The organism is Nocardia sp. PE-7 (genome assembly GCF_030486425.1).
Taxonomy (GTDB): Bacteria; Actinomycetota; Actinomycetes; order Mycobacteriales; family Mycobacteriaceae; genus Nocardia; species Nocardia salmonicida_A.
This window is the reverse complement of record NZ_CP129614.1, coordinates 6,558,950-6,583,627: the sequence shown is the minus strand read 5'-3', so window position 1 is coordinate 6,583,627 and position 24,678 is coordinate 6,558,950. Positions and strand designations below refer to the sequence as shown.

Annotated in this window: 24 protein-coding genes; 16 read left to right on the top strand and 8 right to left on the bottom strand. The window is 66.9% G+C overall.

The window, feature by feature from the left end; translation table 11 throughout:
* The 3 genes from QX204_RS30865 to QX204_RS30855 all read left to right on the top strand — a co-directional run bounded on the left by QX204_RS30865 (position 1) and on the right by QX204_RS30855 (position 3,674).
* Positions 1–1,839, top strand: a complete 1,839-nt coding sequence (locus tag QX204_RS30865; protein WP_301903983.1) for a dynamin family protein — start codon at positions 1–3, stop codon at positions 1,837–1,839.
* The gene (locus QX204_RS30860) at positions 1,836–3,398 is read left to right on the top strand and encodes a dynamin family protein (RefSeq protein WP_301903982.1); all 1,563 of its coding nucleotides are present in this window, start codon (positions 1,836–1,838) and stop codon (positions 3,396–3,398) included. The genes QX204_RS30865 and QX204_RS30860 overlap by 4 nt, the downstream gene beginning before the upstream one ends.
* 75 nt (positions 3,399–3,473) lie before the next feature.
* Positions 3,474–3,674: a hypothetical protein gene (locus QX204_RS30855; protein WP_301903981.1), complete on the top strand. Its 201-nt coding sequence runs from the start codon at positions 3,474–3,476 to the stop codon at positions 3,672–3,674.
* Positions 3,675–3,792: 118 nt separating this feature from the next.
* Here QX204_RS30855 and QX204_RS30850 read toward each other — a convergent pair whose 3' ends face one another.
* Complete coding sequence (locus QX204_RS30850; protein ID WP_301903980.1) at positions 3,793–4,095, bottom strand: hypothetical protein; 303 nt, start codon at positions 4,093–4,095, stop codon at positions 3,793–3,795.
* A gap of 20 nt (positions 4,096–4,115) precedes the next feature.
* Positions 4,116–5,807, bottom strand: a complete 1,692-nt coding sequence (locus QX204_RS30845) for an MFS transporter (RefSeq protein WP_301903978.1) — start codon at positions 5,805–5,807, stop codon at positions 4,116–4,118.
* Between the two features lie 111 nt (positions 5,808–5,918).
* Between QX204_RS30845 and QX204_RS30840 the strand changes: the two genes are divergently transcribed.
* From QX204_RS30840 to QX204_RS30815, 6 genes are all read left to right on the top strand, one after another.
* A complete protein-coding gene (locus tag QX204_RS30840) occupies positions 5,919–6,383 on the top strand; it encodes a MarR family winged helix-turn-helix transcriptional regulator (protein ID WP_301903977.1) in 465 nt (154 codons plus the stop codon).
* Between the two features lie 251 nt (positions 6,384–6,634).
* Complete coding sequence (dnaK, locus tag QX204_RS30835) at positions 6,635–8,500, top strand: molecular chaperone DnaK (protein WP_301903976.1); 1,866 nt, start codon at positions 6,635–6,637, stop codon at positions 8,498–8,500.
* Positions 8,497–9,069 carry a nucleotide exchange factor GrpE gene (grpE, locus tag QX204_RS30830; RefSeq protein WP_301903975.1) on the top strand — a complete coding sequence of 191 codons (573 nt, stop codon included), beginning with the start codon at positions 8,497–8,499 and terminating at the stop codon, positions 9,067–9,069. Before dnaK ends, grpE begins: the two co-directional genes overlap by 4 nt.
* A 24-nt stretch (positions 9,070–9,093) precedes the next feature.
* Positions 9,094–10,290, top strand: coding sequence for a molecular chaperone DnaJ (gene dnaJ, locus QX204_RS30825; RefSeq protein WP_056823483.1), 1,197 nt, complete (start codon positions 9,094–9,096; stop codon positions 10,288–10,290).
* Positions 10,291–10,418: 128 nt separating this feature from the next.
* On the top strand, positions 10,419–10,766 hold the full coding sequence (locus QX204_RS30820; protein WP_062991685.1) for a heat shock protein transcriptional repressor HspR: 348 nt from the start codon (positions 10,419–10,421) through the stop codon (positions 10,764–10,766).
* Positions 10,767–11,382: 616 nt separating this feature from the next.
* Positions 11,383–12,552, top strand: a complete 1,170-nt coding sequence (locus QX204_RS30815; protein ID WP_301903974.1) for a globin domain-containing protein — start codon at positions 11,383–11,385, stop codon at positions 12,550–12,552.
* 70 nt (positions 12,553–12,622) lie between these two features.
* On the opposite strand, the gene QX204_RS30810 is transcribed toward QX204_RS30815, so the two are convergent.
* Together QX204_RS30810 and QX204_RS30805 are read right to left on the bottom strand one after the other, a co-directional pair.
* On the bottom strand, positions 12,623–13,381 hold the full coding sequence (locus tag QX204_RS30810) for an FAD-binding oxidoreductase (protein ID WP_301903973.1): 759 nt from the start codon (positions 13,379–13,381) through the stop codon (positions 12,623–12,625).
* Positions 13,382–13,410: 29 nt separating this feature from the next.
* Positions 13,411–14,568, bottom strand: coding sequence for a globin domain-containing protein (locus QX204_RS30805; RefSeq protein WP_056823460.1), 1,158 nt, complete (start codon positions 14,566–14,568; stop codon positions 13,411–13,413).
* Between the two features lie 227 nt (positions 14,569–14,795).
* Between QX204_RS30805 and QX204_RS30800 the strand changes: the two genes are divergently transcribed.
* Positions 14,796–15,374, top strand: coding sequence for a DapH/DapD/GlmU-related protein (locus QX204_RS30800; RefSeq protein ID WP_301903972.1), 579 nt, complete (start codon positions 14,796–14,798; stop codon positions 15,372–15,374).
* A 51-nt stretch (positions 15,375–15,425) separates the two neighbouring features.
* Here QX204_RS30800 and QX204_RS30795 read toward each other — a convergent pair whose 3' ends face one another.
* Complete coding sequence (locus tag QX204_RS30795; protein ID WP_301908162.1) at positions 15,426–15,809, bottom strand: MarR family winged helix-turn-helix transcriptional regulator; 384 nt, start codon at positions 15,807–15,809, stop codon at positions 15,426–15,428.
* 122 nt (positions 15,810–15,931) lie between these two features.
* Between QX204_RS30795 and QX204_RS30790 the strand changes: the two genes are divergently transcribed.
* Complete coding sequence (locus QX204_RS30790) at positions 15,932–16,561, top strand: maleylpyruvate isomerase family mycothiol-dependent enzyme (RefSeq protein WP_301903971.1); 630 nt, start codon at positions 15,932–15,934, stop codon at positions 16,559–16,561.
* Positions 16,562–16,568: 7 nt separating this feature from the next.
* Here QX204_RS30790 and QX204_RS30785 read toward each other — a convergent pair whose 3' ends face one another.
* Positions 16,569–16,934, bottom strand: a complete 366-nt coding sequence (locus QX204_RS30785; protein WP_301903969.1) for a hypothetical protein — start codon at positions 16,932–16,934, stop codon at positions 16,569–16,571.
* Positions 16,935–17,020: 86 nt separating this feature from the next.
* Here QX204_RS30785 and QX204_RS30780 point away from each other — a divergent pair, with 86 nt between their 5' ends.
* The 4 genes from QX204_RS30780 to QX204_RS30765 are packed head-to-tail and all read left to right on the top strand — an operon-like array spanning position 17,021 to position 20,036.
* On the top strand, positions 17,021–17,548 hold the full coding sequence (locus QX204_RS30780; RefSeq protein ID WP_301903968.1) for a DUF3558 domain-containing protein: 528 nt from the start codon (positions 17,021–17,023) through the stop codon (positions 17,546–17,548).
* 9 nt (positions 17,549–17,557) lie between these two features.
* Entirely contained in the window at positions 17,558–17,935 is a 378-nt protein-coding gene (locus tag QX204_RS30775) for a hypothetical protein (RefSeq protein WP_301903967.1), read from the top strand.
* A gap of 1 nt (position 17,936) precedes the next feature.
* Positions 17,937–19,244: a hypothetical protein gene (locus QX204_RS30770; RefSeq protein WP_301903966.1), complete on the top strand. Its 1,308-nt coding sequence runs from the start codon at positions 17,937–17,939 to the stop codon at positions 19,242–19,244.
* 33 nt (positions 19,245–19,277) lie between these two features.
* A complete protein-coding gene (locus tag QX204_RS30765; protein ID WP_301903965.1) occupies positions 19,278–20,036 on the top strand; it encodes an ESX secretion-associated protein EspG in 759 nt (252 codons plus the stop codon).
* A gap of 82 nt (positions 20,037–20,118) precedes the next feature.
* On the opposite strand, the gene QX204_RS30760 is transcribed toward QX204_RS30765, so the two are convergent.
* Together QX204_RS30760 and QX204_RS30755 are read right to left on the bottom strand one after the other, a co-directional pair.
* Positions 20,119–20,832, bottom strand: coding sequence for a DUF6882 domain-containing protein (locus QX204_RS30760; RefSeq protein WP_301903963.1), 714 nt, complete (start codon positions 20,830–20,832; stop codon positions 20,119–20,121).
* Between the two features lie 23 nt (positions 20,833–20,855).
* A complete protein-coding gene (locus QX204_RS30755) occupies positions 20,856–21,884 on the bottom strand; it encodes an NADP-dependent oxidoreductase (protein WP_301903962.1) in 1,029 nt (342 codons plus the stop codon).
* 175 nt (positions 21,885–22,059) lie between these two features.
* On the opposite strand from QX204_RS30755, the gene clpB reads away from it, so the two are divergent.
* Complete coding sequence (gene clpB / locus QX204_RS30750) at positions 22,060–24,636, top strand: ATP-dependent chaperone ClpB (protein WP_301903961.1); 2,577 nt, start codon at positions 22,060–22,062, stop codon at positions 24,634–24,636.
* Positions 24,637–24,678 lie beyond the last annotated feature (42 nt).

Here is a 24,678-nt window from a genome sequence, read left to right as displayed (position 1 = left end):
ATGACTGTTCTCGCACCGAACGCGGTGCCGCTGACGACGGTGTTGTCCGACACCGTCGCGGCGGCCCATGCCGCGGGCCGCGACGACCTGGTCGCACGCTTGGAGAAGGTGGCCGAGCGAGTGCGCGACCCGCGACACCGGATCGTCGTCACCGGTCAGCTCGGTCAGGGCAAGAGCCGGTTCGTGAACGCGCTGCTCGGGATGGACGTGTGCCGGGTCGGCGACGACGCGACCACCGTGCTCCCCTTGCAGCTGTCCTACGGTGAGCAGCAGCGGGCGTACCTGGTGCTCACCGCGCCGGGAACCGACGAATCGCGGGTGGAGATCCCGTTCGACGAGATCGGCGCCGTCGATACCCGCAGCCCGCTGGCACAGGGCCGACAGATCGTCCGGATCGAGGCCGAGCTGCCGATTCAGCTACTCGCCGACGGCATCGTCCTCATCGATACCCCCGGCGTCGGCGGACACGGAAGTGTCTGCGCCGCAGGTGTACTCAGCCTCGCCGCGGCGGCCGACGCGGTGCTCGTGCTCTCCGATGCCTCCACCGAGCTCACCGAGCCAGAGCTCACCTTCGTCCGGCAGATCCGCGAAATGTGTCCCACGGTCGCCGTTCTGCTCACCAAGACGGATCTGTATCCGCACTGGCGACAGGTGCTCGAAGCCGACCGTGCCCATCTCACGCGCGCGCAAGCCGAGGTCGCGTTGATCCCGGTGTCGGCGTTGCTGCGCGCGCACGCCCTGCGTCTGCAGGACGCGCAGCTCGGCCTCGAATCCGGATTCGGCGTGCTGTTCGGTTTCCTGCGCGATCGCGTCGTCGCCCGCGACCAGGCGGTCTCGCGGCAGGCAGTGGCTCGCGAATTGTCTTCGGCGGCAGAACATCTGGCGCTGGCGCTGGGCAGCGAACTGGTGGCGCTGCGCGATCCGGCAAGCGGCACAGCGGCGGTCGGTGAGCTGCAGTCGGCCCGCGCGGCCGCCGAGGACCTGCAGCGGCGCACCGCGAGCTGGCAGCAGACGCTCACCGACGGCATCACCGACCTCGTCGGCGACGTCGACCACGACCTGCGCGAGCGCCTGCGCGGTATCGCCCGCACCGGCCAGGAGTGGATCGACGACAACGATCCGGGCAGGCATTGGGGCGCTATCACCGAATGGCTGACCGGCTCCGTGGACACCGCGCTCGGCGACAACCTGGTACTGACCCATCGCCGGACAGAACTGCTCGCCGAACGGATCGCCGACCATTTCAGGGAGGTCGGCGCGGTCGAGTTGCCGCAGGTGCACGCCGGAATGGACGAAGAGAGCGGCCTGGTGAGCTCCGGTTCCCTGGCCGATCTCGAGCCGGATATCGGTTTCACGAGCAAGGTGCTCGTCGGTATGCGCGGCTCCTACGGCGGCGTGCTGATGATCGGTCTGGCCACGACCTTCGCCGGTCTGGCGATGCTGAACCCGATCTCTCTCGGCGCGGGCCTGATCGTCGGCGGCAAGGCCTACCGCGACGACAAGTCGGCCCGACTGGCGCGACGCCGCGTCGAGGCCAACGGGGAGGTTCGCCGGTTCCTCGACGACGTGGCGTTCCAGGCGGCCAAGGACACCAAAGACCGGCTGCACCGCATCCACCGCGCGCTGCGCGACCATTTCGCCGGCGTGGCCGACCGCAGCCTGCGCTCGATCGACGCGTCCCTGCGCGCAGCACAGGAAGCGGCGGCGATGGCCGCCGCGCACCGCGCCGAGCGCACCGTCGTGCTCGAACGCCAACTGCACGCCGTCGCCGAGCTGCGGCGTTACGCGGAATCGATGCAGATCGAACCGAGACGGGCCGACGGTACGGTATCTGGGTGACCCACCGTTTCGACACCGCCGCGCCCGGCGACCGGACTACACCGAGGATCCTGACCGAGGCGCACGAGTTGGTCGGCGCGGCGGCGCGGGCGTTCGCTCGCGACGAGTACGCGCGCACGCTGCTGGCCGAATGCGAATACCGATTGCGTGAGCCGCTGCGCGTCGCGTTGGCCGGTTCGATCAAGGCGGGCAAGTCGACATTGCTGAACGCGCTGGTGGGCCAGGCCGTGGCCCCGACCGATGCCACCGAGTGCACCCGCGTCGTCACCTGGTACCGCGACGGCGCGACCCCCACGGTCACCGCGCACGCCGCCGACGGCTCGCGCGCGAACGTGATCGTGCGCCGCGGAAGTGGCGCGCACGGCCTGACCTTCGACCTGAACGGTCTGCGCTGGGACGCGCGCGGTCCCCGCGAGGTGGACCATCTCGAGGTCGGCTGGCCCTCGGCCGCGTTGTCGCAGACCACGATCATCGACACCCCCGGCACGTCGTCGCTCTCGCGCGAGGTGTCATTGCGTACCGCACGGTTGCTCACTCCCACCGATACCGGGGTCGACGCGCGCGCGGGTGGCGCTCCGATCTCGGTGCCGGGGGCCGATGCCGTCGTCTATCTGCTGCGCCGTCTCGACGCCACCGATGTGAGTTTCCTCGAGCAGATCGGCGCCGGCGCCGGTGGTGCGGGCCCGCTCGGTGTGATCGGAGTGGTGTCGCGCGCCGACGAGATCGGTTCCGGCCGCATCGACGCGTTGCATTCGGCTCGTGATGTCGCCGCCAGGTTCGCCGGCGAGCTGGAACGAACCGGCCTGTGCCAGGCGGTGATTCCGGTGGCGGGCCTGCTCGCGTTCGCCGCTTCGACGCTGCGACAGCCGGAGTTCGCGGCGTTCGAGGCGCTGTCCACGGTGCCCGCGGAAGACCTCGGGATCGCCTTGCTCTCGGCAGACCGATTCGCCCGCGCCGACATCGCGCTGCCGGTGGCTCCCGAACTGCGCGCGCAGCTGGTGGATCGCTTCGGCCTGTTCGGTATTCGCATGGCCACCATGCTGATTCGCCTCGGCGTTCGCGATTCCCTCTCGCTGGCAGCGGAATTGGCAGATCGCAGCGGCATCGAGGAACTACGTTCGGTGCTCGAGGTCCAATTCGGGCAGCGCGCCGAGGAGCTGAAGGCGCATTCCGCGCTGAGCACTCTCGATCGAATCCTGATGGCCTACCCCGGAACCGAGGCCGATCGGCTACTGCCCCGAGTGCGTGCCCGGCTCGCCGACGTCCACGGTTTCACCGAGCTCCGACTGCTCGGGCGCCTGCGCACCGATGAATTGCCGCTGCCCCCAGCGGTACTCGCCGATCTGCACCGCATTCTCGGCGGCGAGGGCGTGGCGGCACACCTGCGCCTCGGCTTACCCGCCGAGGCCAACTCGAATTCCCTGCGCGCCAAGGCTTTCGACGCCGTCCGCACCTGGCGGGCGCGAGCGGGCCACCCGCTCGCCGATCAATCGACCGCTACCGCCTGCCGCGCGGCGGCCCGCAGCGCCGAGGGAATCCTGGCCGAACTTCCCCGGTGAACCGGAGCGGATCACCGCGCCGCTCAGATGAAGTAGGCAGTCCCCGAGGAACTTCCGGTCCCGTACCCCAAGCTCTTGGCGAACTCCCGTACCGCGATCAACGCATTCCCCACCGGCCCCGGATCGCTGCACGACCCCCCGACCGAGGAGAACGTGCACCCGTCGTCGGCGATGGCGATCCCGCTGTCGGCCACGGCGCTTCCCCCGGCCGCGACCATCCCGCCTCCGGCCAAGGCGGCGACCACAGCCACTCCGCCGAACGCCCGCTTCCACTGAACCTTGCCCATCGATGCACGCATACCCCGAAACTAGTGCCCGGCCCAACTGTTTCGCAGCCCTATCGTTGCCCCGAATATTCAGGGCAACGAGCTCGTCGAGCGTGCGGCAGGGCTGCTTACTCACCCAGCTTCGGCACCACCTCCTCGGCGAGGTATCGCTCGATCCCACGCCCGGCCCGCTCCGCCTGGACGACGGTGGCGCCCTGCTCCTCGGCCGCGGCCGTCAAGATTTTGCGGGAGTCGGGTTCGACGCCACCCCCGATCACCAGCAGGCGAACCCGCTCACGCCCGAGGATCGCGAGCGCCTCCTCGTCGGTGGTCGACCCGAGGACGCGAAATCCGAGCTCGCCCACATAGCCGAGTGCGGCATCGACAACTTCGCGCCCGCGTCCGACGGCGAGCAGATCAACTGTGTACATGTGCGTCCATCCTTGCTGTTTCATACAGTGACGATTTCCGGCTCGTCATCATCGAGCACGCGTTGTTCCAGCTTGGCCTCCTTCGGCAGGGCCAAGAATCCGAGGCACACCAACAGCAGCATCCCGGCGCCGTAGGACAGCGTGTACCGGAACGTCTCAGCGAAGTTCACCGCGTTCGCCTCGGCGCCCGCCTCGGCGAGTACCCGCGAAATCACTGAATCACCAACAGGATTCGACTGACAGCTGGCGGGGGTCACGGCCGGATCGTCCTCCGCCGATCGATCGTGCACGCACGCCGCGAACCCAACCAGGATCTGATCCTGGACCTGTACCGGCACTCCCGCCAGCGCCAGCTCCGCCCGGATCTCGGGCGTCACCGCGGCCACCCCTAGATCGGAATCCCGGTCCAGCACGGTGAAGAACAGCACGCCGACCAATGCCACACCCAGCGCGGTTCCCAACTGCTGCCCCGTGTTCAGCAGTCCGGAGGCCGACCCGGCCTCGCGCTGCGGTACCTGTCCGAGCAGCAGATCCAGCGTCGGCGCCACCACCATCCCGAACCCGGCGCCGGTGAGTACCAACGGCAATGCCATCTGCCACGAAGTGAACTCGCTGCCGTACCGCACCCCCATCGCGCCGTACAGCGCGAACCCCGCCGCGTTCACCAGTGCCCCGATCATCAATACCCGCCGCCCGTACCGAGCGGCCAGCACGCCGACCGAAAGCCCCGCTCCCACACCGGCTCCCACGGCGAACAGCGCCGCAGTGAGCCCGGCCCGCATCGGCGACCACCCGAGCCCGCCCTGCATGAACAACGTCCACACCAGGAAGAACCCGCCCATGGCGATCCAGAACAGCAACCAGGTGCCCACCCCGACCGCGAACGGCCGAGACCGGAAGAGCCCGAGGTCGACCAACGGCGAACGCCCCGTCCGAGCCAGCCCACGCTCGTAGAACAGGAACCCGACGAACATCGCGACAGCCGCGCCGATCATGACGAAAATCCAGGCGGGCCAATCGAGTCGACGTCCCTCGGTCAACGGGTAGACCAGCAGCAATACGGCCGAAACCGCCAGTACCATCCCGACCGGATCCAGTCGAGGCGGCGTGGCCGACTTCGAATCACTCATCACGAACCAGGCCGCGATGAAGCCCGCGATGCCGACCGGGATGTTCACCAAGAAGATCGGCCGCCAGGCCAGCCCGAACAGGTCGGCCTGCACCAGGAGGCCGCCGAGCGCGAGACCGACCGCGGAGGCCGACCCGCCGACGCCGCTGTAGACGGCGATCGCCTTGGCCCGCTCCTCCTTCGGGAACGTCGTCTGGATGATGGCCAGAATCTGCGGCACCATCAGCGCCCCCATCGCGCCTTGCGCGAAGCGGGAGCCGATGAGCACGGTCGGATCGGTGGCCAGCCCGCAGGCCGCCGAGGCGATCGTGAAACCGGCCATGCCGGTGAGGAATACGCGCTTGCGACCGTATATGTCGCCGAGTCGCCCACCGGTGATCAACACCGCGGCGAAGGCGAGAACGTAGGCCGCGATGATCCATTCGAGCTGTGAGTACTCGGCGTTCAGGTCGTTGCGGATGCTCGGCACGGCCACGTTCACGATGGTCACGTCGAGTAGATCCATGAAGCCGGCCGCCAGGACCACCGCGAAGGCGATCCAGCGCCGGGGATCGGCGTCGGGGGGAGTGGGGGAGGTAGTCACGATGGTCTCTCTTCGAGTAGGGAGTGGAGACCTCTCAAACTATGCACCTCAAGTGATTATCAATCAACAGGGCAATCATGAATGGTGCGTTAATCGGCGTATCCTGGGGGTGTGACCGACCCGACGCAGTTGTCGACCCACGCCGGATTCCTCCTCGGCCAACTGGGCTTCCACACCGCCTACCGCTTCAGTGATCTGCTGGCGCCGCTCGGCATCAAGCCGCGCCACTTCGGCATGCTGAAGCTCCTGAACGCCCATGACGGCCGCACTCAGCAGGAGCTCGGCGAGGCGCTGGATATCCACCGCAATGTGATGGTCGGCCTGGTGGACGACCTGGAGAAACGCAACCTCGTGGAGCGTCGACGCCACCCGAACGACCGCCGTGCCCACGCCCTTCATCTCCTGCCCGCCGCCCATGCCCTCCTGGCCGAGGCCGAGCAGCGGGTGGCCGAGTTGGACGCCGAACTCCTGGCCCCGTTGGCTCCCGAGGATCGTGCGGTCTTCCTCGATCTCCTGCGTCGCACCGCCGAAGGCAACGGCCTTCGTCCCGGCATCCACCCCGGCCTCACTCGATAACGCTGTGTCCGGACCGTCACGATCCAGCATCGAGGGCTGCAGTTGAGCGCACTCGTGGCAAGAATGGCCGGGGGTCGGGAAGTTTTTTTCGGGTGGCGGGAATGAATCGCCGCAGCTACTGGTTGTGCCGATCAACAACCTGAGCGAACCTGACTCAACTTCGGGTTGACTCACGGTGGATCTCGAAGGCAGGATTGAGCCCACTACGCTCAGCGTTGCAATAACCGAACGTCAAACAGGAGGAAACCACTATGGCTCGTGCGGTCGGAATCGACCTCGGGACCACGAACTCCGTCGTCGCCGTGCTCGAAGGCGGCGAGCCGGTCGTCGTCGCGAACTCGGAAGGCTCGCGCACCACCCCCTCGATCGTCGCCTTCGCGAAGAACGGCGAGGTTCTCGTCGGTCAGCCCGCGAAGAACCAGGCGGTCACCAACGTCGACCGCACCATCCGCTCGGTCAAGCGCCACATCGGCACCGACTGGAACGTCGAGATCGACGACAAGAAGTACACGCCGCAGGAGATCTCCGCGCGCACGCTGATGAAGCTGAAGCGCGACGCCGAGGCCTACCTGGGCGAGGAGATCACCGACGCCGTGATCACCGTCCCGGCCTACTTCGAAGACGCCCAGCGTCAGGCCACCAAGGAAGCCGGCCAGATCGCCGGTCTCAACGTGCTGCGCATCGTCAACGAGCCCACCGCGGCCGCGCTCGCGTACGGCCTGGACAAGGGCGACAAAGAGCAGACCATCCTGGTCTTCGACCTCGGCGGCGGCACCTTCGACGTCTCGCTGCTGGAAATCGGCGAGGGCGTCGTCGAGGTCCGCGCGACCTCCGGTGACAACCACCTCGGTGGCGACGACTGGGACGAGCGCGTCGTCTCCTGGCTGGTCGACAAGTTCAAGGCGTCCTCGGGCATCGACCTGACCAAGGACAAGATGGCCATGCAGCGTCTGCGTGAGGCTGCCGAGAAGGCCAAGATCGAACTGTCCTCGGGTCAGAGCACCTCGATCAACCTGCCCTACATCACCGTCGACGCGGACAAGAACCCGCTGTTCCTCGACGAGCAGCTCACCCGCTCGGAGTTCCAGAAGATCACCTCTGATCTGCTGGATCGCACCCGCGCGCCGTTCCAGTCCGTGATCAAGGACTCGGGCCTGAACGTGGCCGATATCGACCACGTCGTGCTCGTCGGTGGCTCCACCCGTATGCCCGCCGTGTCCGACCTGGTCAAGGAACTGACCGGCGGCCGTGAGCCCAACAAGGGCGTGAACCCGGACGAGGTCGTCGCCGTCGGCGCCGCCCTGCAGGCCGGCGTGCTCAAGGGCGAGGTCAAGGACGTTCTGCTGCTCGATGTCACCCCGCTGTCGCTGGGTATCGAGACCAAGGGCGGCGTGATGACCAAGCTCATCGAGCGCAACACCACCATCCCCACCAAGCGCTCGGAAACCTTCACCACCGCTGACGACAACCAGCCTTCGGTGCAGATCCAGGTGTTCCAGGGTGAGCGCGAGATCGCCTCGCACAACAAGCTGCTCGGCTCCTTCGAGCTCACCGGCCTGCCCCCGGCCCCGCGCGGCGTGCCGCAGATCGAGGTCACCTTCGACATCGATGCCAACGGCATCGTGCACGTCACCGCGAAGGACAAGGGCACCGGCAAGGAAAACAAGATCAAGATCCAGGACGGCTCCGGTCTGTCCAAGGAAGAGATCGACCGCATGGTCGCCGACGCCGAGGCGCACGCCGCCGACGACAAGGCGCGCCGTGAAGAGGCCGAGACCCGCAACCAGGCCGAGTCGCTGGTGCACCAGACCGAGAAGTTCATCAACGAGCAGAAGCTGAGCGAGGGTGGCGCACAGGTCTCCGCCGATCAGCTGGCGAAGGTGGAGACCGCGGTCGCCGAGGCCAAGCAGGCACTCGAGGGCACCGACATCTCCGCGGTGAAGTCCGCCGTGGAGAAGCTGGCCACCGAGTCGCAGGCCCTCGGCCAGGCGATCTACGAGGCCACCGCCGCCGCCGACGCGCAGTCCGGCAACGGCGCGGGCACGAGCCAGGCCGATGACGATCAGGTCGTCGACGCGGAGGTCGTGGACGAGCCGGTCGACACGGACAAGAAGTGACCGAGGCGAACTCCTCCGAGCAGGAGTTGGTCGACGACATCCTGGAAGACACCGCGGACGAGAACGCGGAGGCCGCCACGGCGGACTCCGCCCTCGACGCCGACGTTGTCGAGCCGGAGAACGACGAGCTGGCCGAGCGCACCGCCGACCTGCAGCGGTTGACCGCGGAATACGCGAACTACCGCCGCCGGGTCGAGCGCGACCGTCAGGCCAACATCGATGCCGCCAAGGCGTCGGTGGTCACCGAATTGCTGGCGGTGCTGGACGATCTGGATCGGGCGAGGGCGCACGGCGACCTCGACTCCGGCCCACTGAAGTCCGTCGCCGACAAGCTCGAGACCGCGCTCACCAAGCAGGGTCTCGTCGAATTCGGTGCCACCGGTGACCCGTTCGACCCCACGCTGCACGAGGCAGTGCAGCACGAGGGTTCGGGCGCCGACCCGGTGATCGGCATCGTCATGCGCAAGGGCTATCGGTTCGGCGACCGGGTGCTTCGGCACGCGCTGGTCGGGGTAACCGATGCCGAGGCCGCGGGGGCATCGGATCCGGATGCCGGCGACAGTCAATAAGAACGCGAAAGGAGGAGATGCCCGGTGAGCCAACGGGAGTGGATCGAAAAGGACTTCTACAAGGAGCTGGGTGTCTCCTCCGGCGCCTCGCAGGACGAGATCAAGAAGGCCTACCGCAAGCTCGCCCGCGACCTGCACCCGGATTCCAACCCGGGTGACACCAAGGCCGAGGAGCGGTTCAAGACCGTCAGCGAAGCCAACGCGGTGCTGTCGGATCCGGCCAAGCGCAAGGAGTACGACGAGACGCGCCGCATGTTCGCGGGCGGTGGCGGCGGTGGCCGGGCCTACGGCGGCGGCGGGTTCAACCCCGGTGCGGGCGGCGGCTTCTCGCAGGACTTCAACATCGGCGACATCTTCGGTCAGGCCGGTGGCACCGGCGCCGCGGGCGACGGCGGGCTCGGCGATCTGCTGGGCGGGCTGTTCAACCGGGGTGGCGGCGGCGGCCGGGCGGCGGCTCGTCCGCGTCGCGGTTCCGATGTGGAGACCGAGACGACGCTGGGTTTCCGTGAGGCGGCCCAGGGCGTCACCGTTCCGCTGCGGATGACCAGTCCCTCGCCGTGCACCACCTGTCACGGCAGCGGGGCCAAGCCGGGCACCAGCCCGCGCGTGTGCCCGCACTGCAACGGTGCGGGCGTGGTCAGCCGTAATCAGGGCGCGTTCGGTTTCAGCGAGCCTTGTGACGACTGCCGCGGCACCGGGTCGATCATCGACGACCCGTGCACCGACTGCTCGGGCACCGGTATCCAGAACCGCACCCGCACCATCACCGTCCGGATTCCTCCGGGTGTGAGCGACGGTCAGAAGATCCGGCTGGCCGGTCAGGGCGAGGCGGGTCTGCGCGGTGCGCCTTCCGGTGATCTGTATGTCACCGTGCACGTCAGCCAGGACAAGGTCTTCGGCCGCCAGGGCGACGACCTCACCCTGGTGCTCCCGGTGAGCTACAGCGAATTGGTACTGGGGACAACAGTTTCGGTACCGACGCTCGACGGCAGGGTCGGCGTGAAGGTGCCCCCGGGCACCGCCGACGGGCGTATCCTGCGAGTTCGTGGTCGTGGCGTGCCCAAGCGTGGTGCGGCGGGCGGCGCCGGTGACCTGCTGGTCACGGTGAAGGTCGCGGTACCGCAATCGCTCGACTCCGACGCCACCGATGCGCTCAAGCGGTATCAGGAGGCGGAGAAGGCCAGTGGCTTCGAACCGCGTGCAGGATGGGCGGGTGCTTGATGTCCCCGCACATCGAGTTCAGCGCCCGGAGGAGGTAGCGCAGCGTGACCACGGAGGGCGTAGGGAGAGGCGCGGATAGCCCGGATCCGAAGTCTGTTTCGGGTGCGACCTCGCGTGCCGAGTTCTTCATGATCTCGGTGGCGGCTCAATTGGCAGGGATGCACGCGCAGACGTTGCGTACCTACGACCGGTTGGGTTTGGTCACCCCGCAACGGACATCGGGTGGCGGACGCCGGTATTCGGCCCGCGATGTCGAGGTGCTGCGCGAAGTGCAGCGCCTGTCGCAGGACGAAGGCGTCAACCTCGCCGGCATCAAGCGCATCATCGAGCTCACCAATCAGGTGGAGGCGTTGCAGCAGCGCGTCGAGGAGATGAGCGCGGAGATGGAGCGGTTGCGGGCGGGCTACCGGCCCGATCTGTCGCCGCCGGCGCGCAGTACCGCGCTCGTGGTGTGGCAGCCACGGCATCGTCGCTGAGCCGTCTTCTCTTCGACGAGCCCCCGGTTCGCTCCTCCGCTGTAGCGGACGCGAGCCGGGGGTTCGTCAGTCTCCGGTCAACCCCCGGCGACCGGCTGGTGACTCTCCAGCAACTCACTTATTCGCGATCCTGCTGATCGAAAGTAGCGTTGCGGCGCGCTGAGGTGGGGATTTATCACCATGGACGTCCAAAAGTTTGCTGACGGGATGCTGAATTCAGCTCGATCGGAAGGCAATTCGCCGACCCCGACCAGTCACTCCGGTGTGCCTACCCCGCGTGTCATGGCTCGGCGCGTCGGCTTACGGCAGGCCGTCGTCGTAGCGGGAGGGTCGCCCTACCAGGCGCTTTGATATCCAATTGTGTGGAATGCCGGGTACTTTGAGAAATCGTGAGCAAGTGTTCACCCTCAATTAACGGGCCACGGGTATGTTTTCATGGGAAACTGCTGGGAACCGCCTGGTATTTCAGGAATTACATGCGTGATGTTTAAGAGTACGATTCCTAAGCTGGCAAACCTCGCCTAGACTTCTCGCATCGGCTGCTGACGAGTGTCCTCCCAGCCCGTCACTCGCCGGCGCGGCTAGCGTTCGATGGCGAAACGAGGTTGTGACACATATGGATTCGCGGACTGTCGCTTTGATCCGTACTACGTTCAAGGCGGTTGCTGCGGAAGAAGGTGGACCCGAGAAGCTGTCGAGGTCGTTCTACTCGATCCTCTTCACGGACTACCCCGGTGTCCGAGACTACTTCCCGGCCGCCATGGATTCCCAGCGCGACCGACTGGTCACGGCGATCTCCTACGCCCTCGACCGCCTAGAGGAGCCCGACAAGCTGCTGCCGTTCCTGGCCCAGCTCGGGCGCGACCACCGTAAGTACGGCGTGCAACCGGCTCACTATGTGGCCGTGGCCAACTCGCTGAAGTCGGCCATGCGGTTGTTCGCCGGCGCGGAGATGTGGACCGATGAGGTCGCCACCGCGTGGGACGAGGGCCTTGCCACCATCAGCGGCGCCATGATCAGCGCGGCCGACAAGGAGATGACACCGGCTACCTGGACGGGCACCGTCGTCGAACATCGCGAGGTGCTGCGTAATCTCTCGATCGTTCGGGTCCAGCTCGACGTGCCGATGCAGTACGCCGCCGGTCAATATCTCAGCGTGCAGATCCCCTCGCGGCCGCGGATGTGGCGCTATCTCTCGCCCGCGAACCCGGCCAATCCCAACGGCGAGATCGAGTTCCACATTCGCGGAGTGCTCGGCGGCTGGGTCAGCCCCGCCATGGTCGCGCACACCGCCGTCGGCGATCAGTGGGCGCTCGGCTCCCCCCTCGGCGGCCTCGGCGTGCCACGCAACACCAAACGCAAGATGCTGATGGTCGGCTGCGGCACCGGCATCGCCCCCCTGCGCGCGCAGATCATGTCGATGGCGCAGCGCCGGGTGAACCCGAAGGTCCACCTGTTCGTCGGCGGCCACCACCCCTGCGACCTCTACGACCTCCAGGTCCTGAGCCAACTCGCCATCGCCAACAAATGGCTCACCGTCACCCCCGTCACCGAGAGTGACGAAAACCCGTGGTGGTACTTCGATTCCGGCGAGCCCCAGCCCGAACTCCCCGGCCTCGAGCCCCGCATGACCGGCCAGATCGGCAAGGTGGTGGCCAGCTACGGCCCCTGGGCAGACCGCGACGTCCAGATCGTCGGCTCCCCATCGATGGTCCAAACCACCAAGTTCCGCCTCATGGCAGCAGGAACGCAAGCTCAAGCGATCCGCCACGACCCCTTGTTCTGACTCGTCATTCCAGCGGGCACCCAAGCCCAAGCGATCCGCCACGATCCCTTGTTCTGACTCGCGAGGCCGGTCAGGCGCCTTCGGAGATGATGTTCGCCGGGGGAGTGCCTGCTTCGATCAGACGGTCGACGGTGGTGCGCACCATCGCGGGTGAGCCGCAGACCAGGACTTGGTTCTTGGTGAAGGGTCCGTGGGCGGCGGCGACGTCGGCGAGGGTGCCGTGCAGCATTTCCTGCGGACCGAAGCCCACGTCCGAGCGGGTCTGCTCGTGCCATTCATCGTGCACCACGGGATCATCCGGGGTTTCGACAACAGGAATGACCGAAAGCCAGGGCAATTCGCCCGCCAGCAGGAACAGCATGTCGTTGGCATAGAGGTCGCGCGGCGAGCGGCCACCGAAGAACAGGTAGGTGCGCGGCGGGGTGTCACGGCGAGCCAGGTCCAGGATCTGGGAGCGCATCGGCGCCAGCCCGGTACCGCCGGCGATCATCACCACCTCGACAGCATCGGGATCGACGGCGAAAACCCCATGGGGAGCATTGATTCGCCACTGATCACCGGGTTTGGTGTCGGCGACGATAGAACTCGAACACCACCCACCGGGCACCGTCCGCACATGGAACTCGAGCTTGCCGTCCAGCGAGGGCGGCAGCGCGGGGGAGAACCGCCGTCGTACCCCGGGATGCTGCGGCACCTCGACCTCCACCGAACCGCCCGGCTCGAACGGCACGAAATCGCCGATCAACCGGATCACGGCGAGGTCGTGGCGCAGACGGTGGTGGCCGACGACGGTAGCCGTCCATGCGGGGTCAGGAAAAGCGTTGCTCATCAGCCTCTTTCGCGAAGTCGCCGGCGGGTTCAGACAGGATCGGCAGCGATGATCTCACTCGGTGTACCGGCCCGCTGGAGCGCGTAACGAGTGTTGGCGATCATCGTCGGCGATCCCGCGATCTGGATCTGACGGTCCGACCACGCGCCGAAGCTGGTCACCACCGCTCCCAGATTACCCACCAGCCGGCGCGGCATGCCCATCGGCGTCTGGCCCGAATCCTGGGGATACCACCAGGGATTGGTGTGTTCCTCGCACACCGGCACCACGGTCAACCACGGATTGGACTGCGAGAGCTGCCACATGTTGTCCACGTCGTAGAGGTCGCCGGGATAGCGCCCGCCGATGAAGAAGTGCACGCGCGGATTGATCCCCCGCTGACTCATCTCGATCAGCTGCGCTCGCAACGGCGCGATCCCCGTGCCGGAGCCGATCATCAGCACATCGCGCCCCGACTCCCGGTCCACGTGCAACCCGCCGAGCGGCCCGGCGATCTTCCACCGGTCCCCGACCTTGGTGTCGTTGACGATCGCCGGACTCACCCAGCCGCCGCTGATCCGCCGCACATGGAATTCGATCTCGCCATACGGGTTCGCGGGGATGGCGGGGGAGAAGTATCGCCACATATTCGGCCGCTGCGGCACCGCGACCGGCACGAACTGTCCGGCCTTGAACGGAATGGGCCCATCGGCCTGTAACCGCACGATCGCCAGATCGTCGAGCACCCGTCGGTGCCCCACCACGGTCGCGTCCCAGTACGGCTGCGACGTGTCCTCGTTGGCGCCGATCGCCATCGACGCCGAGATCAACAGCGTGATGTCACGCCAGCCCTCGTCGAGCTCTCTGGTCCAGCGGTTGCCGTGGAAGGTGCGCAGCGCCGCGAGCAGCGCGCGTCCGGCCAGGTCGTAGTGGTCGGCCTCGACCCCGTACTTGCGATGGTCGCGGGCGAGTTGCTCGAGGAAGCGCTGGGCGCGTTCGAAGTCCTCGAGATGGTCGAGGACGAACTGCACCGCCGTCGTGATCCGCTTGGCCTGCATGTCCATGGCAGGCGGAAACAGCTCACGCAACCTCGGGTCCTGCGCGAACAGGTGACCATAGAAAGCGCTGATCAGCCGCTCGGAACCACCGGGTGTCTCGGCCACCCCGCGGAAATCGGCGCGGACCAGCGCAAGCGAACGCGCATCCACGTCGTCAAGCTCCGTTTCTCTGCAATTGCCACAATGTGGCTCACCCGTCGGTGACGCCCTCCCCAGTATCCCCCGAAACCGTCGTCTCGGTGCAGGGATGCTCGTCACGCCCGTTCCCAGCCGCACGGATCGTAAACCCCAGGTCTCTGATCAGCACGATCTCGCCATCATCGATACCCGTCAGTGATCTTGCGGGTGGTGAGCCAAGAGTGCGTGAGAATCGGGGGATGGCGAGCGACAACTTCATGGAGATTCACGATCCCGAACTTCTGGCCAGGGGCGAACGGGTTCTGGGGGCCGAGTTCAAGGCGATGCACGAGCGGGTTCTGCAGGTCACCGCGTTGACGTCTCGGCTCAACGCAATGCCCTTCGACGACGAGACCGGGAAGGCGGCGCTGCTCGAGGCGATCCTCGGCCGTCCGCTGCCCTCGGGTCTCACGATCTATCCGCCCTTCTATACCGATCACGGCCTGAACCTGGACCTGGCCGAGCGCGTGTTCATCAACCAGGGCTGCACCTTCCTCGACTACGCCGGAATCCGGCTGGGCCGGGGCGTGATGGTCGGTCCGAAGGCCACCTTCATCACCATGGGCCATCCCGTCGATCCGGAGGAACGGCGTCGATTCCTCACCGGCGCGCCCATCGACGTGGCGGACAACGTGTGGATCGGCGCGGGCGCGATGATCCTGCCCGGCGTCAGCATCGGCCGCGACGCGGTGATCGCCGCGGGCGCGGTCGTCGCCGACGACGTTCCGGCGAGCAGCTTGGTAACCGGTTCCAAGGGGACTGTCCATCGAAGCTGGTAGCGCCGAATCTTGCCCGCGCCCCAGCGGGATTCTCCGATTCGTCGGTCGGGTTCACGCGTAGGGGTCGGTGACTTCACGGAGGGCTGTGAGTGTCTTCCGTAGGTCGGCAGCCGCTCGTTTGCCCAGGTGGGAGACCCATTCGGTCTGAACCTCCTCGGCGGTGCGGTTGGCGAGGTCGGCGGCAGCCCGGCCGGTGGGGGTGAGCCTGAGAAGGCGGGCGCGGCCGTCGGAGGGGTCGGGGACCCGCTCGAGGTAGCCGGCGCGGACCAGCTGGTCGGCGAGGGCGCTCGCGGTCTGTTTGGTGACTTGGGCCTGTGCGGCGAGGTCGGTGAGGCGGGTGCCGGTGGGGCCGATGCGGGCGACCAGGCGGGCCTTGGCAGGGGTGAGTTCGGCGTGACCGGCCGCGCCGAGGGCGGCGAACACCCGCCTCTCCATCTCCCGGTACGGGACGAACAGGAGCACGCCCAGGTTCAGCTCGTCCACGCTCTCCTCCTTGTTTCGGTCAGCTTATCTGACTATATTGGTCAGATACACTGACTATTAGTCGGAGGTCGACGATGGATCGCGAGCAGCAGTGGCGGGTCATCGAACAGCAGCGCCGCGCCGTCGCCGACCTACTCGACGACCTCACCCCGCCCGAATGGGATTCGCCGTCACTGTGCGCGGGTTGGCGGGTGCGCGATGTGGCCGCGCATCTGGCGATGGCGCCGCAGCCGCCCGGCCCGGCCGCGATGATCCGGATGGGAATCCGCGCGGGCGGCCGCTTCCACCGAATGAATCACGATGTCGCGGTCCGCTATTCGGATCGCCCCGACCTGGCCGACGAGATCCGCGCGCACGCGGCATCGCGCCGATTGCCCGCCGTGACCAACTACCGCAACATCTTCTTCGACGTGATCGTCCACGCCCAGGACATCGCTCGCCCACTCGGGCGCACCATCGAGGTGACCCCACGCGCGGCCGCCGTTGCCGCACAACGGGTCTGGACGATGGGCTGGCCCTTCTGGGCGAAACATCACCTGCGCGGCCTGCACCTCGCCGCCGACGACATCGAATGGTCAACGGGCGCGGGCACTCCGGTACACGGACCCATCCTCGACCTCCTACTGGCAATGACCGGCAGATCCGTCGCCGTGGCGAACCTGCGCGGCCCAGGCGTGGAAGCCCTGTCGCGCACCTTGCGTTGAGGCCGGGTCAGCCGGTAACCGTCTGCACCGCCGCCTGCCGCGCCCCCTCGTCGACCTCCCCGATCTCGAAACCCTTGCCCACGATGTGCTGGACCAACGCCGCCTCCGGCGGCAGCCCGTACTTGCGGAGGTAGTAGGGGACAGCGCCCGGCCAGACGAACGCGCCGTCGGTGTGGAAGTTCAACGGCACGTCGCGCCGGGTGGGGTCGAACTCGTCGGTGTCGCGGCCGCGGGCGCTCAGAATCACCGGCGCATGCTCGAGGTAAGCGAGCACCCGATCCTGGATATCGGAGTCCACCGCCGACCGGTTCACCACCGGTTTGCCCTCGGGATCACGCCCGTCGAAGGGCGCCGAAAGTCGAAGTTCGCTCATGCTCAGACAACCTACGCGGCCCCGACTCTGGTCGGCTGACCGTGCTAATGTCCCTGGTCAAGGCAGTACTCGGCCGAAGGGGTGGGATGAAACGCGCAGGTACGGCAATGGTGATTGCCGGTTTGGCGGTTGTCGGGTTGGCTGGGTGTGGCTCGGGGGAGTCGACGTCGAAGGGGGCGACGACGACGGCCAAGCCGGTGTTGTGGAATCCGTGCACGGAGATTTCCGATGCTGCGTTGACGGAGGCGGGGGTGGATCCGGGGACGGAGGAGAAGGGTGTCGCGGGGGTTCCGCAGTCGGGGTGGGAGATCTGTGGATGGGAAGGTTCCAACTATGCCCTGACCGTCTACACGACAGATAAGCCTGTCAGCTATTTCGAGCAGAAGCCGGGGAACATCAACTTCACCGACATCGCCATCGCGAATCGCCAGGGGCGCCAGTTCCGGGTACAGGGTGACACCCGAAACCTATGGTGCGATGTTGTCTTCCCGTCCGAGCAGGGGGTCGTTCAGCTCGCGGTTGGTAATTCGGCAATCGCCGACGGGCCGTTGGAGGACCCATGCGTCTACCTCCAGCGTGCAGGCGCCGTGCTAGTACCGACGTTCCCGAAGTAGGGCTTGGGCATGGCGGACAATACCCCCTACAGCCAGTTGGTCGCACAGACGAGGGCCGGCGAGGTCTACCTGAACGACGAAGCTGCTGCGTTCCATATGTTCAAGGCTTGCGATACACGACTAGCCGACCTCCAGAAGCTCATCGGCGTCACGCAGCGCGTGCAGAACGTCACCGGTTTCGGTGATTTCGATATCGCCAGGCAGCTCGAGGCGAAATTCCGCGCTCAAGCTGTTGGCGAGCCGAACTCGATCTACGAAGTCATTCTTCAGGACATAGAGGCGGTGAAGCAGTTGCGCGAGGTCTTCTCCATCTCCTTCAAACGCATCGCAGGCAAAGACATCGAGAACGCCAACGCCCTCGACTACATCACCGAGCAGGTGAGCTGATATGGCCGGCATGCAGAGCATCAGCGGCATCGACCTATTCGGCAACCTCCGTGACTTCGTCATGTCCCCGTTCTCCGGCGACGACGGCGAACTCGACAGTTCAGAGATCGCCGACATCCAGAACCAATACAACGCTCAGCGAGACGGCAACCGACGGAAAGCGGGCGACCTCGGTTTCGACGGCGATTACCGCCCCACCGTCGTGGCTAAAAACGATGCCTTTCCTGGGACCGTCGCGGAACTACGCGACAAGGTCGACAAGATAGATCTCGATGCCGTAAATGGCCTGATCGGCGCATGGAACGAAATCTCCACCCGCAACAGCACGTCCCTCGACGAGTTCCGCAAGCAGATAGCCCGAGGCATGTCCCCCGACGTCTGGGCGGGTTCCGCTGCGAGCGCGGCCGCGCAAACCGTTGCGGCATACGACACTACGGGAAAGAGGGTCACCGCCGCCGCCGCGCTCACCAGCGCCAAACTGGACGAACTCCGAACCGGCCTCGAGCCGACAAAACGCCTCGTCCCCCACGCGCCCGAGCACCGCAGCGGTCTCGACAACGTCGGGGCCCTGCTCACGGGCCGCGGCTGGCGCAATGACGATGTCGCGCAAGAGAACGCGCGAGTCGAAGCCGTCCGCATCCTCCAAACCGTCTACGCCCCGGTGATTTACGAGACCGACAACAAGGTCCCGGTGATCCCCATCCCGAAAACCGTCGAAAACGGCGGCGGCGAACCCGAAACAAAGTTCAGTACAACACAATCCACCACTCAGGGTTCGACGACGCAGCCCACCACGCAACCCGCGACGACGCAGCCCACCACACCGGCGTCGACCACCCCCACCACTGACCCGGACGACACCGACGACTCGACAGTCGATTCGACCACCCCCGAATCGACCACTCCCCAGTCGACGGAGCCGGGTTCGACCACCCCCGCCTCCACCACCCCGAGCTCCACCGTCCCCGGCTCGGGCTCGCCTTCCGGATCACCCAGTGGCGCAGGCTCTCCCGGCGGCGGATCCCCTGGCTCGGGCACACCGGGCGCGGGCACTCCCGGCGGAGCGGTAGCAGGAAGTCCGACGGCTGCCGGCACCACAGGGGGCCGTGGCACCGGCGCGGGTTCGGGCACAGCGGGCCGTTCCGGCATGCCCGGCATGATGAGCCCGGGTGCGGGCAAAGGCGGCGGCACGGACGACGAATCGACCAAGGGAATCCCCGACTACCTCATCACGCAGGAGAACGGTGACGAACTCACCGGTCTGGACACCCTGCCCAAGATGGTCCCGCCCGTCATCGGCGCCGACTAGTCGCCAATCCTGATGGAACAGAGTAGATCTCCCGTGCGTACCTGGCTTTTTACCGCGTTAGATTTCCGCACCCTGTGGGAAGCCGCGGGCCGCGATGTCCTCCCGTACCCCCTGCATCACCGCCACACCGACGTCGAAACCCACGCCGAGGTCCTGCGCCTGCGCAGCAAGGCCGCCGAGAACCTGATGGCCGAATTCGACAGCGATCTCGACCGCGCCATGGCCGCCCTGCTCGCCCCACACGCCCGCGTCGAGGTGGCGGGGGCGTCCAAGGGCGTCAAAACGATCCGAGCCCACGGCGGCACCCGCGACACCTACGCCTCCCTCGCCGTCCAGGCACCCGGCGACGACACCAACCCCGGCGACATCACCCTGCACCTGTTCGACCCAGAGGCCCTGGCCGCAGCCGTCCTCTCCACCCTCCCCAAGGTTGCCCCCGGCAAAGGCCGCGAAATCCGCGTCACCGCGGCAGAACTCGCGGCCCCCCGTCCCGACGTCCGCGACCGCTGGAACCCCACCCCCCGAGAACAACTCGAATCCTTCCTGGCGAAACCCACCACCACCCTCACCCACATCGGCGTTTACGCCCACGCCAGCGTCGACAACCGCCACACCGAAGGCCGTGACGACTTCCAACTCCACGACATCCCCGGCGACGGCCGCTACGTCTTCTACGGCGAAACCACCTTCATAGCCAAACCCACCACCCCCACCCGAATAAAAACCACCCTCGCCACCATCCTCACCACCACAGCCACCAAGGCCCGCACCGGCACCTACCGCCCCCGCTGACGGGTAAGTCGTGAACGACCCCATGTCTCGCCCGCTTGTGGCAAGTGACCCGAGCTCGAGGCCATTACGCTGTGCGAGAGGGTTATCCGCTGCCCATCTGCAAGTCCATGCTCGTCATCCTGGCCGATTCGTCGAAGCCGATCTCCCCGGTGAGGCCGGGGCCGGTGACCGTGGCACGGGAGTGGTCGCCGGACCACTGGATGCCGAGTCCTCGATGATGGGCGTAGGCGTGGAGAGCGCGGCGTCGGTCGGTGAGAGGGAACTCGGTGAGCCCCTCCTGGATAACCCGGGCGATGCGGGGCGCGAAGGGTGCGGGAAGGGCGAACGAGGGGTGTTCGATCAGAAACGCGGCCCTGGTCCCGCCGCCGACCGGCCCGTTGTAGGCCGTCCACACCCCGGAGATCGCCTTGGCCGCGTCCATGAATACGTTCACCACCCCCTCGGGTCGATCGGGCGAGCCGGGAAGAGCGGTGAACGGCACTTCGGCGTCAGCCAGTTCGCTGATGCCATAACGGATTCCCAAGTCGCGCACGGACTGTGCGAGCCCGGTGACGAGATCGGAGTAGCCGGCCGGATTGCTCCACGCCCACAACCAGGACCGTGGTCCCGGAGCCGCCGACCCGAGCAGATGCATCCGCTCGCATTCGATCGGCTGGTCTCCGGTCAAAGTGAACCGGCCGGCCACCAAGTCGACACTCCATCCACGATCACCGGCGATATCGGCGAGTTGTAGTTGGTGCTCGAAGGAATACAGTGCGGCGTCGTCGAGCAGGTTCGCCAAAGTCACGTCAGACACCTGACGACCCTATCGGCCGCGAATCAGATGGCGAGGACGGTCTTTCCGCGTGCGCTGCCCTGGCCGAGCACGGCGGGAGCGGCTTCCAGCGGCACCGTTATCTGTACCGGAACGACCACGTCGCCGGCGGCGACCCGGGACAGCAGACGGCTCAATTCCGTTGAGCGGCCTTTGGATTCGAAGTTTCCCCCGGTGATGCCGCGGTCGCGCAGTACCGCGTCGTCGGCCGCCCAAGTCGTCGAGTAGGCGTGTCCGCCGCGGCGGACGAGGGTGGCATGGGAGGCGAAATCGCCTGCTGAGCTGATCAAGTCGAACAGGACGTCGATGCCCTCGGGGTGGGTGAAGCGGACGGCGTCGGTGACGTTCGAGTCCTGGCGGGTGGCCGGGTCCGGGTCGACGAAATTCGGGTCGGCGGGGCGGGCCTGGGTGTAGTCGACGGTTTCGGCGGCGCCGAGGCGCGCCACCTGGTCGGCGGCATCGCCTCGGGCGGTCGCGATGACATGGGCGCCCGCGATATTGGCCAGCTGAACGAGGAACGACCCCACACCGCCCGTCGCGCCGACGATCAGCACTGTTTGGCCGGGTTGGATATGCGCGGCGTCGACCAGATCCTGGGCTGTCACGCCGGCGACCGGCAGCGCCGCCGCGGCCACCGTGGTGACGCCGTCGGGGATCGGGACGAGGGTCGCGTCCTCGGGGACGGTGGCGTACTGCGCCCAGCTGCCGTGTCCCGCGGGCGCGGTCAGGAATTTGCCGACCACTTTGTCGCCGACCTTGAACTTGGTGACGCCGGTGCCGATCGCCGAGACGGTGCCCGCGCCGTCGACGCCGAGGATCATCGGGAAGTCGGTGGGCATCTTGCCCTTCAGGATGCCGTCGGCCATCTTCAGGTCGAACGGGTTGACCCCGGCCGCGTCGAGCGCCACTTGAACCTCACCGGGCCCCGCGGCGGGGACCGGGACATCGGCGAGCTCGGGTGTGGCGCCGAACTTCTGGACCACGATCGCGCGCATGGGGGTGAACTCCTCGCATCGGGGGGGTGAGTCGGGCATCGCAATCCTAGGCGGATAGCCGTCCGACATGCGGTGATTGGTCGTCTTCGGTGGTGTCGCGGCGTAGCGTGAAGCGCGGATCCGAAGTCCGCCGAAAGTTTTTAGAGTTGAGCGGAACAGACTCAACTTTGTGAGCGTTGAACTAGTCGATATCGGACACACACAAGGGAGATTCGTGGACTCGTTCAATCCCACCACCAAGACACAGGCGGCCTTCACCGCCGCCCTTCAGGCCGCCGCGGCGGCGGGCAATCCGGAGATCCGTCCGGCACACTTGCTGGTGGCGTTGCTGGATCAAACCGATGGCATCGCCGCACCGTTGCTCAAGGCCATCGGAGTCGATCCGGCGACAGTCGAACGTGAGGCGGGCGCCCTCGTCGACCGTCTGCCGCGTGCCACCGGCGCCACCACCAAACCACAGCTGGGCCGCGAGGTGCTGGCCGCGATGACCGCCGCCCAGCAACTCGCCACCGAGCTCGGCGACGAGTTCGTCTCCACCGAGAACCTGCTGGTCGGGTTGGCGGAAGGCGCGTCGGACGTCGCTCAGCTGCTGCGTAAGCACGGCGCCACCCCGGAGGCCCTGCGCGACGCGTTCACCGCTGTGCGCGGCGGCGCCGGCCGGGTCACCAGTGCCGATCCGGAAGCCAGCTACCAGGCGCTGGAGAAGTACTCCACAGACCTCACCGAGCTGGCCCGCGCGGGCAAACTCGACCCGGTGATCGGGCGCGACACCGAGATTCGGCGCGTGGTGCAGGTCCTGAGCAGGCGCACCAAGAACAACCCCGTGCTCATCGGCGAACCCGGCGTCGGCAAGACCGCCATCGTCGAGGGTCTGGCGCGGCGCATCATCGAGGGCGATGTGCCGGAGTCGTTGCGCAACAAGAAGGTTGTCTCCCTCGACCTCGGTGCGATGGTGGCGGGCGCGAAGTATCGCGGTGAGTTCGAGGAGCGGCTCAAGGCCGTGCTCGACGACATCAAGAACAGCGCCGGCGAGATCATCACCTTCATCGACGAGCTGCACACCATCGTCGGCGCGGGCGGCACCGGCGACTCGGCGATGGACGCGGGCAACATGATCAAGCCGCTGCTGGCCCGTGGCGAGCTGCGCCTGGTCGGCGCGACCACCCTCGACGAGTACCGCAAGTACATCGAGAAGGACGCGGCACTCGAACGGCGATTCCAGCAGGTGCTGGTCGGCGAGCCGTCGGTGGCCGACACCATCGGCATCCTGCGCGGCATCAAGGAACGCTACGAGGTGCACCACGGCGTGCGGATCACCGATTCGGCGCTGGTGGCGGCCGCGACGCTGTCGGACCGCTACATCACCTCGCGATTCCTGCCCGACAAGGCGATCGACCTGATCGACGAGTCGGCGTCGCGCCTGCGGATGGAAATCGACTCGCGGCCCGTCGAGATCGACCAGATCGAGCGCGCGGTGCGGCGCCTCGAGATCGAAGAGGTGGCGCTCGAGAAGGAGACCGACGCGGCATCGAAACAGCGGCTGGAGAAGCTGCGCCAGGAATTGGCCGACGATCGCGAGAAGCTCAGCCAGCTCACCACCCGCTGGCAGAACGAGAAGAACGCCCTCGACTCGGCGCGCGGGCTCAAGGAGCAGTTGGAGGCGCTGCGCGGGGAGTCGGAGCGGGCGGAGCGCGACGGTGATCTCGGCAAGGTCGCCGAGCTGCGGTACAAGCGCATTCCCGACCTGGAGAAGGAGCTCGCCGACGCCGAAAAAGCCAGTGCCGGAGCGTCCGACGGTGAGGTGATGCTCAACGAGGAGGTGACTCCCGACGACATCGCCGATGTTGTCTCGGCGTGGACCGGGGTGCCGGTCGGCCGGATGCTCGAAGGCGAGACCGCCAAGCTGCTGCGGATGGAAACCGAGGTAGCGGGGCGCGTCGTGGGGCAGGAAGAGGCGGTGCAGGCGGTCTCCGACGCGGTGCGCAGGGCGCGTGCGGGCGTCGCCGATCCGAACCGGCCGACGGGCTCGTTCCTGTTCGTCGGTCCGACCGGCGTCGGCAAGACCGAGCTGGCGAAATCGCTGGCGGACTTCCTGTTCGCCGACGAACGCGCCATGGTGCGTATCGACATGAGCGAGTACAGCGAGAAGCACTCGGTGGCCCGCCTCGTCGGCGCACCGCCCGGATACGTCGGCTACGACCAGGGCGGCCAGCTCACCGAAGCCGTGCGTAGGCGGCCGTACTCGGTGGTGCTGTTCGACGAGATCGAGAAGGCGCACCCGGACGTCTTCGACATTTTGTTGCAAGTTCTCGACGAAGGCAGGCTCACCGACAGCCAGGGTCGCACGGTCGACTTCCGCAACACGATCCTCATCCTCACCTCCAATCTCGGCGCCGGTGGCGACCGCGATCAGGTGATGGAGGCGGTGCGCCGCGCGTTCAAGCCGGAGTTCATCAACCGGCTCGACGATGTGGTGATGTTCCACGCGCTCGACGCGAAGCAACTGGAATCGATCGTCGACATCAACCTGCGTCAGCTGCAGAAACGGCTCTCGCAGCGCAGGTTGACCCTCGATGTCACCGAGGAGGCCAAGCAGTGGCTCGCCGTGCGGGGCTACGACCCGGCCTACGGCGCGCGACCGCTGCGCAGGCTGATCCAGCAGGCCATCGGCGACAGCCTGGCCAAGGAACTCCTCTCCGGTTCGGTCGCCGACGGTGACACCGTGAAGGTGAGTGTGGACAACGCCACCGACAAGCTCGTCGTCGAACGCGAAGTTGTGCACAGCTCGTGATTTGTCCACAGCCCGGTGCGTAGGGACCTCCCAAACGCGCCG

Excerpts from the sequence above, each read along its gene's own strand:
- QX204_RS30865 (WP_301903983.1), top strand. The coding sequence starts at position 1 with ATGACTGTTCTCGCACCGAACGCGGTGCCGCTGACGACGGTGTTGTCC.
- QX204_RS30850 (WP_301903980.1), bottom strand. The coding sequence starts at position 4,095 with ATGTACACAGTTGATCTGCTCGCCGTCGGACGCGGGCGCGAAGTTGTC.
- dnaK (WP_301903976.1), top strand. The coding sequence starts at position 6,635 with ATGGCTCGTGCGGTCGGAATCGACCTCGGGACCACGAACTCCGTCGTC.
- QX204_RS30820 (WP_062991685.1), top strand. The coding sequence starts at position 10,419 with ATGATCTCGGTGGCGGCTCAATTGGCAGGGATGCACGCGCAGACGTTG.
- QX204_RS30815 (WP_301903974.1), top strand. The coding sequence starts at position 11,383 with ATGGATTCGCGGACTGTCGCTTTGATCCGTACTACGTTCAAGGCGGTT.
- QX204_RS30810 (WP_301903973.1), bottom strand. The coding sequence starts at position 13,381 with ATGAGCAACGCTTTTCCTGACCCCGCATGGACGGCTACCGTCGTCGGC.
- QX204_RS30800 (WP_301903972.1), top strand. The coding sequence starts at position 14,796 with ATGGCGAGCGACAACTTCATGGAGATTCACGATCCCGAACTTCTGGCC.
- QX204_RS30795 (WP_301908162.1), bottom strand. The coding sequence starts at position 15,809 with ATGGAGAGGCGGGTGTTCGCCGCCCTCGGCGCGGCCGGTCACGCCGAA.
- QX204_RS30790 (WP_301903971.1), top strand. The coding sequence starts at position 15,932 with ATGGATCGCGAGCAGCAGTGGCGGGTCATCGAACAGCAGCGCCGCGCC.
- QX204_RS30785 (WP_301903969.1), bottom strand. The coding sequence starts at position 16,934 with ATGAGCGAACTTCGACTTTCGGCGCCCTTCGACGGGCGTGATCCCGAG.
- QX204_RS30780 (WP_301903968.1), top strand. The coding sequence starts at position 17,021 with ATGAAACGCGCAGGTACGGCAATGGTGATTGCCGGTTTGGCGGTTGTC.
- QX204_RS30775 (WP_301903967.1), top strand. The coding sequence starts at position 17,558 with ATGGCGGACAATACCCCCTACAGCCAGTTGGTCGCACAGACGAGGGCC.
- QX204_RS30770 (WP_301903966.1), top strand. The coding sequence starts at position 17,937 with ATGGCCGGCATGCAGAGCATCAGCGGCATCGACCTATTCGGCAACCTC.
- QX204_RS30755 (WP_301903962.1), bottom strand. The coding sequence starts at position 21,884 with ATGCCCGACTCACCCCCCCGATGCGAGGAGTTCACCCCCATGCGCGCG.